The 11860-nt window shown below is 65.6% G+C and carries 13 protein-coding genes; 5 read left to right on the forward strand and 8 right to left on the reverse strand.

Annotated features, from left to right (window positions below; genetic code table 11):
* Positions 1-25: 25 nt before the first annotated feature.
* Positions 26-490 (forward strand): hypothetical protein, encoded by a 465-nt coding sequence (locus ACP7AU_RS05615; RefSeq protein WP_426050784.1) that lies wholly within the window; start codon positions 26-28, stop codon positions 488-490.
* 68 nt (positions 491-558) lie between these two features.
* On the opposite strand, the gene clpX is transcribed toward ACP7AU_RS05615, so the two are convergent.
* Complete coding sequence (clpX, locus tag ACP7AU_RS05620) at positions 559-1824, reverse strand: ATP-dependent Clp protease ATP-binding subunit ClpX (protein WP_425989739.1); 1266 nt, start codon at positions 1822-1824, stop codon at positions 559-561.
* Between the two features lie 186 nt (positions 1825-2010).
* On the opposite strand from clpX, the gene ACP7AU_RS05625 reads away from it, so the two are divergent.
* Positions 2011-2667, forward strand: a complete 657-nt coding sequence (locus ACP7AU_RS05625) for an HAD-IB family hydrolase (RefSeq protein ID WP_426039132.1) — start codon at positions 2011-2013, stop codon at positions 2665-2667.
* Here the strand turns inward: ACP7AU_RS05625 and ACP7AU_RS05630 are convergent.
* From ACP7AU_RS05630 to tig, 4 genes are all read right to left on the reverse strand, one after another.
* Positions 2664-2984, reverse strand: a complete 321-nt coding sequence (locus ACP7AU_RS05630) for a hypothetical protein (RefSeq protein ID WP_426050785.1) — start codon at positions 2982-2984, stop codon at positions 2664-2666. The genes ACP7AU_RS05625 and ACP7AU_RS05630 overlap by 4 nt on opposite strands.
* Positions 2985-3058: 74 nt before the next feature.
* A complete protein-coding gene (locus ACP7AU_RS05635; protein ID WP_303694957.1) occupies positions 3059-3700 on the reverse strand; it encodes an ATP-dependent Clp protease proteolytic subunit in 642 nt (213 codons plus the stop codon).
* A 148-nt stretch (positions 3701-3848) separates the two neighbouring features.
* Entirely contained in the window at positions 3849-4745 is an 897-nt protein-coding gene (locus tag ACP7AU_RS05640; RefSeq protein ID WP_426050786.1) for a hypothetical protein, read from the reverse strand.
* Between the two features lie 92 nt (positions 4746-4837).
* On the reverse strand, positions 4838-6181 hold the full coding sequence (gene tig / locus ACP7AU_RS05645) for a trigger factor (protein WP_426050787.1): 1344 nt from the start codon (positions 6179-6181) through the stop codon (positions 4838-4840).
* A 179-nt stretch (positions 6182-6360) separates the two neighbouring features.
* On the opposite strand from tig, the gene ACP7AU_RS05650 reads away from it, so the two are divergent.
* Positions 6361-7074, forward strand: coding sequence for an MBL fold metallo-hydrolase (locus ACP7AU_RS05650; RefSeq protein WP_426050788.1), 714 nt, complete (start codon positions 6361-6363; stop codon positions 7072-7074).
* A 4-nt stretch (positions 7075-7078) separates the two neighbouring features.
* On the opposite strand, the gene ACP7AU_RS05655 is transcribed toward ACP7AU_RS05650, so the two are convergent.
* The gene (locus ACP7AU_RS05655; RefSeq protein WP_426039128.1) at positions 7079-7372 is read right to left on the reverse strand and encodes a hypothetical protein; all 294 of its coding nucleotides are present in this window, start codon (positions 7370-7372) and stop codon (positions 7079-7081) included.
* Between the two features lie 98 nt (positions 7373-7470).
* Between ACP7AU_RS05655 and ACP7AU_RS05660 the strand changes: the two genes are divergently transcribed.
* Together ACP7AU_RS05660 and ACP7AU_RS05665 are read left to right on the forward strand one after the other, a co-directional pair.
* The gene (locus ACP7AU_RS05660) at positions 7471-7617 is read left to right on the forward strand and encodes a hypothetical protein (RefSeq protein ID WP_426040610.1); all 147 of its coding nucleotides are present in this window, start codon (positions 7471-7473) and stop codon (positions 7615-7617) included.
* A gap of 73 nt (positions 7618-7690) precedes the next feature.
* Complete coding sequence (locus ACP7AU_RS05665; RefSeq protein ID WP_426050789.1) at positions 7691-7951, forward strand: general stress protein; 261 nt, start codon at positions 7691-7693, stop codon at positions 7949-7951.
* 357 nt (positions 7952-8308) lie between these two features.
* Here ACP7AU_RS05665 and egtB read toward each other — a convergent pair whose 3' ends face one another.
* The gene (egtB, locus tag ACP7AU_RS05670) at positions 8309-10468 is read right to left on the reverse strand and encodes an ergothioneine biosynthesis protein EgtB (RefSeq protein WP_426050790.1); all 2160 of its coding nucleotides are present in this window, start codon (positions 10466-10468) and stop codon (positions 8309-8311) included.
* A 174-nt stretch (positions 10469-10642) separates the two neighbouring features.
* On the reverse strand, positions 10643-11860 hold a 1218-nt coding region (locus ACP7AU_RS05675; RefSeq protein ID WP_426050791.1), incomplete at its 5' end, for a penicillin-binding transpeptidase domain-containing protein.

The raw sequence follows: 11860 nt of genomic DNA on the forward strand, positions 1-11860 counted from the left end.
CCGGGGTCGGACTACCTCCGCAGGCGTGTTCGGCGGCAATGAGACCACACAGACCCCTGTGGCCTGTGCGCCGCAGCCTGATTCACGATCAGCAACCGAACTCAACCGGAGCCGTTGCGGACGCAACATTAACCGAGATTGGGAGACCTTCTTGTACAGGATCATCACTCTGGCTGCGGCCGCATCCCTGCTGACGCTGTCCGCTTGCAACCGCGACACCGAGACAGGGCCGGCCGCCGATGACGCGGGCGCGAGCGCGGATGCAATGTCCGCCGACAGCGCAGGTTCGGATGCATCGACAGGCTCGCCCGTCGGTTCATCCAGCACGGCGACCAGCATCAATGCCGGATCGGAAACAATGGCGCCCGCAGATTCCAGCATGGCCAGCCCGACCGGAGCCGATGTCGGTCAGGTTACCGATGAGACCCGCGCCAATGCCCAGACGGCGGCGGAGGAGACGAATCTCCATCCCAAGCCACCGACGAACTGACTGACCGGACATGAAAAAGGGGCGGAGCCGCAAAGGCCCCGCCCCTGTTCTCTTGCCGGCAACCCGCCTTATGCGGCGCCGTCGGCGGCCTTTTTCTTCTCGGCGTAGATGAGCAGAGGCTGGGCCTTGCCCTCGATGACCTCGGCGTTGACGACGACTTCCTCGACGCCTTCGAAGGTCGGCAGTTCGAACATCGTCTCCAGCAGGATGCCTTCCAGGATGGACCGCAGTCCGCGGGCGCCGGTCTTGCGGGTGATGGCCTTCTTGGCGATCGCATTCAGCGCGTCGTCGGTGAAGGTCAGAGCCACGTTCTCCATCTCGAACAGGCGCTTGTACTGCTTCACCAGGGCGTTCTTCGGCTCGGTCAGGATGGTGACGAGGGCTTCCTCGTCGAGGTCCTCCAGCGTCGCCAGAACGGGCAGACGGCCAATGAACTCCGGGATCAGGCCGAAACGCATCAGATCGTCCGGCTCGACACCCTTGAGGATGTCGCCCGTGCGGCGTTCATCGACGTTCGACACCTTGGCGCCGAAGCCGATCGAGGCCCCTGCCCCGCGGGCAGAGATCACCTTTTCCAAGCCGGCGAAGGCGCCGCCGACGATGAACAGGATGTTGGCGGTGTCGACCTGCAGGAACTCCTGCTGCGGATGTTTGCGGCCGCCTTGCGGAGGCACGGAGGCGACGGTGCCTTCCATGATCTTCAGCAGGGCCTGCTGCACGCCCTCGCCCGAGACGTCCCGGGTGATCGAGGGGTTGTCGGACTTGCGCGAAATCTTGTCGATTTCGTCGATGTAGACGATGCCGCGCTGAGCCCGCTCGACGTTGTAGTCCGACGCCTGCAGCAGCTTCAGGATGATGTTTTCGACGTCTTCACCGACATAACCGGCCTCGGTCAGGGTGGTGGCGTCGGCCATGGTGAAGGGCACGTCGATGATGCGGGCCAGGGTCTGGGCCAGCAGCGTCTTGCCGGAGCCCGTCGGGCCGATCAGCATGATGTTCGACTTGGCCAGCTCGACGTCGTTGTTCTTCGTCGCGTGGTTCAGGCGCTTGTAGTGGTTGTGGACAGCGACCGAGAGGACCTTCTTGGCGTGGCTCTGGCCGATCACATAGTCGTCGAGGACTTCGCGGATTTCCTTGGGCGTGGGCACGCCATCCTTGGATTTGACGAAACCAATTTTGTGCTCTTCACGGATGATATCCATGCACAGCTCGACGCATTCATCGCAGATGAACACGGTGGGTCCGGCGATGAGCTTGCGCACCTCATGCTGGCTCTTGCCGCAGAACGAGCAGTAGAGCGTACTTTTGGCGTCGGTGCCGGCTGCTTTGGTCATAGACCCTTCTCACTCTCGCGCCGCTCTGGGAGACGGACACGCTTTCCTCGCGTTGATTCCACCACTATGGACGCGAAGATATTCAAAAAATGACAATCAACCATCCGCAAGCTCGCCACAACCCCGCCGAAGACCGGCGAAGCGCATGTGACGGGGACTGTTCAGGCTGGATGGAGATCACGGCGAATGGGTGACATGGGCGCCACGGGCGGCTTTCGCCAGTCCGAGGATCGCTCGCGACCCATCGTCGCGTTCGATTTCGACGGTACGCTGACGGTTCGCGACAGCTTCACCCAGTTCCTGCGCTGGCGGGCCGGGTCGGGCGGCTGGGCCTTGGGACTGGTCAAGATGGCCCGGGCCACGGCGGCCTATGCGCGGGATCGCGACCGGGGCGCCATCAAGGCCGCCTCCGTGAAGATCTTTCTCAAGGGCGTCACCCGCGCCGAGCTGGAAGCAGATGCCGCCCGGTTCGCCGATCACGCCTGGGACAAATTCTTGCGACCGGACGCGCTGAGGGTCTGGGAAGACTGGGGTCGGCAGGGCGCCCATCGCGTGATCGTGACTGCCTCGCCGGAGATCACCGTGGCTCCGTTCGCCCGGCGACTGGGGGCGGAGGGCCTGCTGGGCACGCACCTGACCTTCGATGACCAGGACCGGGTCACCGGCGCCTTCTCGAGCCCCAATTGCCGCGGCGAGGAAAAGGTGCGTCGTCTGCAGGAGGCGTTCGGGCCGGATCTGAAGCTGACGGCCGCCTATGGCGATACCTCGGGCGACACCGAGATGCTGGCGATCGCAGAACAGCCGGGCTTCCGCGTGTTTACCGGACAACCGGCGCGGCGTTAGTTGCCGTCTGCGTCGACGTCGAAGACGACGACCTTGCCGCGCGAGGTGGGGGCCCAGCCGGCGGCGATCGCCGAGGCGATGGCGTTCTTGACGCTCTCCAGATTGATGCGCTGGCGCTCGAAGTTCGGGGTGCCGTTGGCGCGCATCACCATCGGAAACATCACGATGGCCTCGCGCTGGGCGTCAACGAGCTTCAGGGCGATGCCGATGCCGTCCCAGTTGTTGCCGGTGGTCCGCTGGGGCTGGCGCCGGACCTCCCATTCGTAGTCTTCGCCGTCGACCTGGACGACGCCTTTGAGATCGCGCGTGTGCTGCATCGGGCGCTGATAGCACAAACGAAAAGGGCGCGCCGATCCCGGCGCGCCCTTCTCCGTTCATTCGTCCGATTGGGTCAGACGGTCTTGATGCCGTCTGCCTCGGCCTCGCTGCGCTTGTCGTAGACGTGGTCGACAATGCCCCAGGCCTTCGACTCCTCGGCCGTCATGAAGTGGTCGCGGTCCAGGGTGCGCTCGACTTCCTCGTAGGTTCGGCCCGTGTGGTGGACGTAGATTTCATTCAGGCGGCGCTTGGTGGCGATGATGTCTTCGGCGTGGCGCTCGATGTCCGAGGCCGTGCCGCGGAAGCCGCCCGAGGGCTGGTGGACCATGACGCGGGCGTTCGGCAGGGCTATACGCTGGCCCGCCTCGCCGGCCGTCAGGATCAGGGAGCCGGCCGACGCCGCCATGCCCATGACCACCGTCGAGACCGGCGACTTGATGTATTGCATGGTGTCGTAGATCGCGAGCGCCGAGGTCACCTGACCACCGGGACTGTTGATGTACATGCTGATTTCCTTCTTCGGGTTCTCCGATTCCAGGAACAGCAGCTGGGCGCAGATCAGGCTGGCCATGCTGTCCTCGAACGGGCCGGTCAGGAAGATGATCCGTTCGCGCAGCAGGCGGGAGAAGATGTCGAAGGCCCGCTCGCCGCGGCTGGACTGCTCCACCACCATGGGGACGAGGTTCGAGGAGATGTAGTCGATCGGGTCGCGCATGAGGTCTCGCTGAATGCTGGGGCCCGCGACTCACGTCGGTCGCGGTTCCGTCCTCATATTGCGGTCCGGTGCAAGCGATACAAGCCGGGGGGATCCGAAACGGTCAACGAGACGCGACGAACAGGCTGGTCGGGTCATCGCCGCCCCGTCAGTCGGCGTTCCCATCGTCCGCTTGCTCGGCCCGCGCCATGGCGCCCGCGATCCTGCCGACCTGTGCGGAGGCGCTCAGGACGCTGAGATCGGCGGCGTAGAGCTGGCGCAGATAGGTCAGGTCCCAGTCCGTCAGACCCGAGACGCCGGCAGGATCCTGGAACAGGTTCAGCACGGTCTCGAACCCGGCCACATCGGCCTGGGCGTCGACCTGGGCCAGGGTGACCATGGCGATGTAGTCGCCGAGCTGTCCGACATCGACCGTGCCGATGCGGTTCACATCGACGACGACCATGACCTGGAAGATGGCGTTGATGTCCTGACTGCGCAGGCGACCCGCGCCGTCGATGCGGCGGATCGGCGCGTCTTCCGAATCTGGCGTTCGAACGGTGACTTCTCCGGCCCGTGCGTCGAGCGGCACGGTCAGCATCCACCAGCGAACCGGGGCGTCGGAGGTGCGGAAGATGTTCAGGGCGCTATAGGTCAGCGAGGTTCCGGCGATGCCGGTGATGTAGGCCCTCGGGCGGGCCTCGATGAGGCTGCTGGCCATGGCGGCGCCGTCGTCGGCCCCGACGATGATCATATTGGCCTTGCAGCCCGGCTCCCCCGCTTGAAGTCCCAATCCGACCACCCGGTCGGCGATCCGGTCGGCCAGGGCCTGCGCCACATCCCGCTGCATGTTCACGACGCCGGTGCAGATCGGGTCCGTCGTGCGCCAGCGGGCGATGCCGCGCCGGGGCGGCGTGACCAGAATCTCGTTGGTGAAGGTGCGAGCCGCGTCGTAGGCGGTGCGGCGTTGGCCCTCGACCTCAATGGTGGACAGAGTGGTCGATTCGTCCTGAGGCGCAGCCTGGACGCCCGCGGCCGGGGAAGCAGCCTGCGCCCCAGCGAGCATAAGCGCGATCGAAAGAACCGAAACCAACATCGCAACCCACTACTCAAACGCGAATTGTCGAAGCTAGCCGCCCGTCAGGCGAGTGGCAAGCCTTAGCCTTCGTCTTCGTCCTTGAGCAGCTCTTCCTTGGTGATCGGAGTGTCTGTCACCTTGGCCTGGTCGAAGATCAGGTCGACGACCTTTTCCTCATAGATCGGGGCGCGCATCTGGGCGGCAGCGTTCGGGTTCTGGCGATAGAAGTCCAGGACCTGGCGCTCCTGGCCACGGTAGTTGCGGGCCTCGGCCATGATGGCGTTGTTCAGTTCCTGATCGGTGACGCCGACATTGTTGGCCCGGCCGATCTCGGCAAGCACCAGACCCAGACGCACGCGGCGTTCGGCGATCTTGTGGTACTCTTCCCTGAGCTTCTTGTCGGACTTCTTGGCGTCCTCCTCCGGCAGGTTGCCGGCGGCCTTGTCGGCCTCGACCTGCTGCCAGATGCCGTCGAACTCGGCCTCGACCATCTTGGGCGGGAGCTCGAAGGAGTGGGCAGTGTCCAGCTGGTCCAGCAGTGCGCGCTTGAGCTTGTAGCGGGCGGCGCCGGCGTATTGCTGGTTCAGGTTCTGGCGCAGCAGATCCTTCAGCTTGTCCAGCGACTCAAGGCCGATGCGCTTGGCGAACTCTTCATCGACCGTGGCTTCGATCTCGGCCTTGATGGCCTTCACCTTGATGTCGAAAGTGGCCAGTTTTCCGGCCAGATTGGCCGCCTGATAGTCGGCCGGGAAGGTGACTTCGATCGTTTTCTCGTCGCCGACCTTGGCGCCCTTCAGTTGCTCTTCGAAGCCGGGGATGAAGCGGTTCGAACCGATCACCAAGTCGGCGTCCTCGGCGGTCCCGCCGTCGAAAGCCACCCCGTCCAGCTTGCCGAGGTAATCAATAGTGACCTGGTCGCCGTCGGCAGCCTTCACGGTCTTGCCCTTCTTGTCCTCGTAGGACTTGGCCTGGCCGGCCAGTTCCTTCAGCGCCTCGTCCAGATCCTCGTCGGAGGCCTCGTAGACAGGACGGTCCAACTTCAGGGTCTGGGGATCGACCGGAGTGAAGTCGGGCATGACTTCCAGGGCCATTTCGAAGGCCAGATCGTCGGAACCGGCGAGGACCTTGTCCATGTCCGAGGTCAGTTTCATGTCGGCGGGAGCGGCCGGGCGAACCTTGATCTCTTCAAGGGCGGCCTGGCTCGACTCGTTGATGGCGTCATTGACGATCTCGCCCATCATGTCGCGACCGAAGGTCTTCTTGACGTGTGACGCAGGCACCTTGCCGGGACGGAAGCCCTTCAGCTTCATCTTCGGGGCCATCTCGGCCAGTTTGGCGTCCAGCTTGGCGTTCAGTTCCGCGACCGGCACCGTCACGGTGATGATGCGGCTCAGGCCTTCGGTGGTGTTCTGGACGACTTGCATGGGACGAATCTGACGCTCTGGAGCGGCGCCGAGCATCGGCGCGCGCAAAGATGGGGAAAAGCAGAAAGGGCCGCCCCATCCGGAGCGGCGCCTCTAAGCCCGCCCTTATGTCGAGATGGACCCAAAAGGTCAACGCGGAGGCGGTTTCACCAGACACCCCGGCTCGCTATGTCGGTGGAATGCCCCACTCCGCTTCTCTGGCTCCCTCACCCGTCGGCGTATTCGTGACCCCGGTCACGCCGCTGCAACAGAACTGCACCACCGTCTGGTGCACGGCGACGATGAAGGCCGCGGTGATCGATCCGGGCGGCTCGGTCGATGCGGTGATGGCCGAGGTGGCCCGACGCGGCCTGGCGCTGGAGCAGATCTGGATCACCCACGGCCACCTCGACCATGCCGCGGGCGCGGCAGAGATGGCCGAGAAGTCCGGGGCCCCGATTATCGGGCCGCATCCCGAGGATCAGTTCTGGATCGCCGACCTGCCCGAGCATGGCCAGCGCTGGGGTATTCCCGATGCGCGGACCTTCACCCCGACCCGCTGGCTTGGCGACGGCGACACTGTGACGCTGGGTGAGACGACCTGGGAGGTCGCCCACTGCCCGGGCCACACGCCGGGGCATGTGATCTTCTTCAATCGGGCGGCGCGGTTCGCCCAGGTCGGCGACGTGCTGTTCAAGGGCTCGGTCGGCCGCACCGACTTCCCGCGCAGCGATCCGGAGGCCCTGATCCGGTCAGTGGTGACGAAGCTGTGGCCGCTCGGCGACGACGTCACCTTTGTGCCTGGCCACGGCGCGATCTCGACCTTCGGCGAGGAGCGCCGGACCAATCCGTTCGTGTCCGATGCGGCGGTCGCCCGGACGCCGCTGGTCCGGCCGGCGACCGGTCCGGCCTGACGCCTCAGCGGCGCAGCAACAGGCCGATCAGCACGCCGACGCCGAGGGCATAGACCGTCGCCTTCAACGGCTTTTCCTCGATCCTGGCGCGAGCGACGAAGGTCCGTTCGCGGGCCCAGTTGCGGCCGGTCTCGATATCCGAGCGGACCGCCTCGCGCAGCCCCTGCTCACGGGCGAAGGTGCGCGCCTCGGCATTGGCCATCCAGCGATCGCCTGCACGATCCAGACGGACGCGTTGATCATCGGCGTCGTCGAGGATGTCTTCGGCGCTGAGGTTGGTCGGATTAATGTCGGTCATGGCGAACTCCTGCCGGGCTTGTGATCAGGCCGATTGAACCCGGGCGGCGGTCGGCGGTTCCTTCTTGTGAAGCCCAATCCGGGCCGCGAGATCACACCATGACCGACCCCACCCCCCAGCCCGAGATCACCCCGCCGATGACGCCGTCGCCGCAACCGGAAATCGATCCGGCGGGTACGCCATACGAGGTGCCGCCACAGCCCGGCGACAACGACGGGGAGGTCGAAAGGCCAGGCGCAGACTGATTCGCAGACTGTTGAAATATCGAGCCTTCGGAACCCGCGCCGGGCTTCGGGGTTCTCATCTGCGAGCGCGAGCATGACAGTCGAAAGGGAGCCTCACATGGCCCAAGGACAGCCCACCCGTCCCTCCGGTGTCTCCAAACGAGGCTTCGCCTCGATGGACCCCGAGCGACAGCGCGAGATCGCCCGCAAGGGCGGAGCCAGCGTGCCCAGCGAGAAGCGCAGCTTCTCCCAGGACCGCAGTTTGGCCGCACAGGCCGGCCGAAAGGGGGGCGAGGCCTCCCACGGCTCGCGTCGTCCCGACGATCTCAACGACGTTGAAGGCCAGGCTGAATAGGTCGAGCCGAAGGTGAAACAGACAGGGCGGCCGGTGCGAACCGGCCGCCCTTTTTGTTGGTCCGCTCTTTGCGCCGCCGAAGAGCGGACCTGGAGGTCCGCGCTCCAAGGGCGTCGCAACTCACCCGTCCGACCGGACGACAAAAACACCCTGACGATACGGACGAAACGGACGAAATCCGCGCTCACCCTCTCCGCGAACCGTGATCACGAACACTACACCCACGTCGGACCAGGGCGCGCTCGCGGCTGGTGCAGGCGCGCCACGACTGGCCAGATCGGAATTTCGACGTCGAACAGAAAAGTTTGTTCGACGTCGTCCGGGCGTATCGTCAGCGCACCGCCCCCTGGCGGCGTATCAGGCCGCGAGCAGAACCAGGGCCACGGACGGATCAGGGCTCTTCTGGAAGGACACAACCCGCCAGCCCGCAGCCTCGGCCATCCCCGTCACGGAGGCCTCGGTGAACTTGCGCGAACTCTCGGTGTGGATGATCTCGCCGGCGACGAACGGGATCACGGCGCCGCCGATATGGATCTCCATATCCCGTGCAGCGCGAAGGTGCATCTCCATCCGGGACCGTTCGAGGTTCCAGACCGCGACGTGCGCGAACCCGTCCAGATCGAAATCGGCGCCCAATTCGCGATTGGCGCGGACCAGCAGGTTCCTGTTGAAGGCCGCCGTCACGCCCTGGGCGTCGTCATAGGCGGCGATCAGCACAGCCGGATCCTTGACCAGATCGACGCCGAGGATGAACAGCGACGACGGGCCGAGGCGATCGCGCGCATTGGCCAGGAAGGCCACAGCCTGGTCCTCCTCCAGATTGCCGATCGTCGAGCCGGGGAAGAAGCCGACCCGACGGCCGCGCCCCAGTTCCGGCAGGGGCGCGAGGTTGAGGAAATCGCCGACCATCGGCGCCACCTCCATGTGCGGATAGGCCTCGGCGATGCCGGCGGCGGCGGCGTTCAGGGCGTCTGGGCTGATGTCGATAGGGACATAGGCCTGCAACGTCGGCGCGGAATCCAGCAGGATGCGGGTCTTCTCGCTGGCCCCGGAGCCGAACTCGACCAGGACGGCGTTGTCGCCGAAATGCCCGGTCAGGCCGGGCGCCATCTCGCGCAGCAGGGCAGCCTCCTGACGCGTCGGATAGTATTCCGGCAGCCGGGTGATGTCCTCGAACAGTTCCGACCCGGCGGCATCGTAGAACCACTTGGGCGACACCGATTTTTCCGGCCGCGAGAGGCCGGCGACCAGTTCGGCCCGGAAGCGTGCGGTCTCCAGGTCCTCGATGCGCGCGCGTTCGCCCGCCGGGGCGTCGGACGCCAGTCTCAAACCCATGAAGGCCCACCTTTGATGCGGATAGAAGAAGTTGCGGTATGTGGCCCGCGTGTGCCCCGGCGGCGTGGCGAACGCGCCGCCGCGCAGGACCCGCTGGTTGGCCATGAACTTGCCGTTGTACTCCGACGCCGTGCCCTCGGTGGGCCTGAAGCCGGGATAGGGTGAATAGGCGCTGGAGGTGTGCTGCCACACCTCGCCGAACAGGTTGGAGAAGACGTCCGGCGCGGTCGCCACCGCGCTTTCCCACTCCGCCTCGGTCGGCAGACGTTTGCCGGTCCAGTGGGCGAAGGCGTCGGCCTCATAGGCGCTGATGTGCCGCACCGGAACCTCAGGATCGACCTGCGCGCGCCCGGCGAGACCCAGGAGGGTCCATTCGCCATCATCCTGACGCCAGTAGAGCGGCGCGTCCCAGCCCTCGGTCTTCACCACCGCCCAGCCGTCGGCCAGCCACAGTTCGGGCCGCCGGTAGCCGCCATCGGCCATGAATGCCAGCCACTGGCCATTGGTGACCAGGTCATGATCCAGCAGGAAGGGCTCCAGCCACGCCCGGTGACGCGGTCCTTCGTTGTCGAACGCGAAGCCCGACCCATCATGCCCTATGTCGACGAGCCCGCCCTCGAATCGGATCTGACCGCCCCGCCCCGGCTGCAGCGGCCCGCCAGGCCGTGGTTCGACGTCGTAGGCTGCCGGATCGAGCGGCGAACGCGACATCAGGTTCAGCAGGTCCATCAGGAACAGCTCCTGATGCTGCTGATCGTGATGCAGGCCCAGAACGAACAGATACGCTTCCAGCGGATCGCCAAAGCCCCGCCCGATCCGGTCGGCCATGCGCCGGTCGATCTCGGCGCGATAGGCCAGGACTTCGTCCCGCGACGGCCGGGTCATCAGGCCGCGCTCGTGGCGTTCGACCCGCCGGCCCAGGCTCTCATAGTAGGAGTTGAACAGTTGCTGCAGACGCGGATCGACGGGCTTGTATCCCGGCTCGGCCGCCAGAATCATCGCCTCGAAGAACCAGCTGGTGTGCGCCAGATGCCATTTGCCCGGACTGGCGTCGGGCATGGACTGCGTGGCGAGATCCTCGGCCGACAGATCTGCGGCCAGTGCAGGCATAGCGGCGCGGATGGTGCCGTAGCGACGCAGATCATCCGCCCCGGGGGAGGCGACTCTCGCAGATGCTTTCATCGGACGTGCTCCAGCATTGCGAGACCGGCCCTCCTGGTTGCCCGCATCGGCCTAACACATCTGTTCCGGTTTCGTTGCCTTCAAGGGGGCGGCGCGACAATAGGCCGGGCGCTGCTGACACATTGTGGCAGCAGGTCGCACGCCAGACCGTTCACCCCGCCGTTGAGGTACGCGTCAGCGAGGCTCCGACAGATACGGGCGCGGACCCGCAGTCGGGCCAGGCGACACAGGCACGCCGACCGGCTCGGGCGCGGCGCCGATGGCGCCTTCGTCCAGTTGCGGGCCGGTGGCCTCGGGCGGCGGCGGGCGGGTGATCCGCTCGCGCATCTCGGGGTCCTTCAGCAGCACGGTGCGCATGATCTCGCGGGCTCGCGGCGCGGCCGCTGTCGATCCGGCCATACCGCCGTGTTCGACGATCACCGCGATGGCGTACCGAGGCTGATCGACCGGCGCGAAGGCGACGAAGAGGTTGTGGTCCTTCAGAGCCCAGCCAACGCTGCTGCTGGATCGCGAGCCGACATTGTCATAGCTGCGCACCTGGGCCGTGCCGGTCTTGCCTGCCATCTGGATGTCGCCGAGGCCCAGCTGACTCTGGCGATAAGCCCCGCCGGAGCGATCGTTAGCCACCGCCACCATGCCTTGGCGCACGACGTCCAGATGCTCACGGGCAAAGGCCAGATCAGGCACTTCCGCCCCCGACGGCCGGTCCACGCCGCCGACCGATTTGATCAACCGTGGTTGAAGCGCCTTCACCCCGTTCGCGATGCGCGAGGTCATCACGGCAAGCTGCAGGGCGGTGACGTTCACGTCGCCCTGGCCGATCGCGACCGACAGGGTCTCGCCTGGATACCAGACGCGGGAATCCGAATTGGGATTGTTCTTGTTGTACTCCGCCTTCCAGGCCTGGCTAGGCACGGAGCCCGTCTTCTGGTTGTCGACACCGATGTCGAACGTCTGAAGAAAGCCGATGTTCTTGGCGGCCTCGTGGATGCCGTCGACCCCGGCCCTGTTGCACATGTGGTAGAAATAGACGTCGCAGGAATTCTTGATCGCGTCGTGCATGGTCTGCGGGCCGTGACCGCTTCGGCTCCAACACCGGAAGGTCCGATTGCCAAAGCGGTAGCCTCCGCCGCAGTTGACGCGTTCGGTCGGATCCACACCGGCGGTCAAAAGCGCGAGCGAGGTCGTCAGCTTGAAAGTCGAACCGGGGTGGAAGACGCCCCCGATGGCCTTGTCCAACAGCGGCTTGCGTTCGTAGTCGGACAGGGCCCGATAGGTGCGGCTGGGGACGCCGGTGACGAACAGGTTCGGGTCGAACGACGGCGCCGACATCATGCACAGGATATCGCCATTGCGGACGTCCATGACCACGCAGGCCCCGGACTCGTCGCC

The sequence above is a fragment of the Brevundimonas sp. SL161 genome, from assembly GCF_049896985.1.
Taxonomy (GTDB): domain Bacteria; phylum Pseudomonadota; class Alphaproteobacteria; order Caulobacterales; family Caulobacteraceae; genus Brevundimonas.

Bases quoted from the DNA above. Each gene is read 5' to 3' on its own strand.
- ACP7AU_RS05665 (WP_426050789.1), top strand. From the start codon at position 7,691: ATGACAGTCGAAAGGGAGCCTCACATGGCCCAAGGACAGCCCACCCGT.
- ACP7AU_RS05660 (WP_426040610.1), top strand. From the start codon at position 7,471: ATGACCGACCCCACCCCCCAGCCCGAGATCACCCCGCCGATGACGCCG.
- ACP7AU_RS05625 (WP_426039132.1), top strand. From the start codon at position 2,011: ATGGGTGACATGGGCGCCACGGGCGGCTTTCGCCAGTCCGAGGATCGC.
- ACP7AU_RS05655 (WP_426039128.1), bottom strand. From the start codon at position 7,372: ATGACCGACATTAATCCGACCAACCTCAGCGCCGAAGACATCCTCGAC.
- ACP7AU_RS05650 (WP_426050788.1), top strand. From the start codon at position 6,361: ATGCCCCACTCCGCTTCTCTGGCTCCCTCACCCGTCGGCGTATTCGTG.
- tig (WP_426050787.1), bottom strand. From the start codon at position 6,181: ATGCAAGTCGTCCAGAACACCACCGAAGGCCTGAGCCGCATCATCACC.
- ACP7AU_RS05635 (WP_303694957.1), bottom strand. From the start codon at position 3,700: ATGCGCGACCCGATCGACTACATCTCCTCGAACCTCGTCCCCATGGTG.
- egtB (WP_426050790.1), bottom strand. From the start codon at position 10,468: ATGAAAGCATCTGCGAGAGTCGCCTCCCCCGGGGCGGATGATCTGCGT.
- clpX (WP_425989739.1), bottom strand. From the start codon at position 1,824: ATGACCAAAGCAGCCGGCACCGACGCCAAAAGTACGCTCTACTGCTCG.
- ACP7AU_RS05630 (WP_426050785.1), bottom strand. From the start codon at position 2,984: ATGCAGCACACGCGCGATCTCAAAGGCGTCGTCCAGGTCGACGGCGAA.
- ACP7AU_RS05640 (WP_426050786.1), bottom strand. From the start codon at position 4,745: ATGCTCGCTGGGGCGCAGGCTGCTTCCCCGGCCGCGGGCGTCCAGGCT.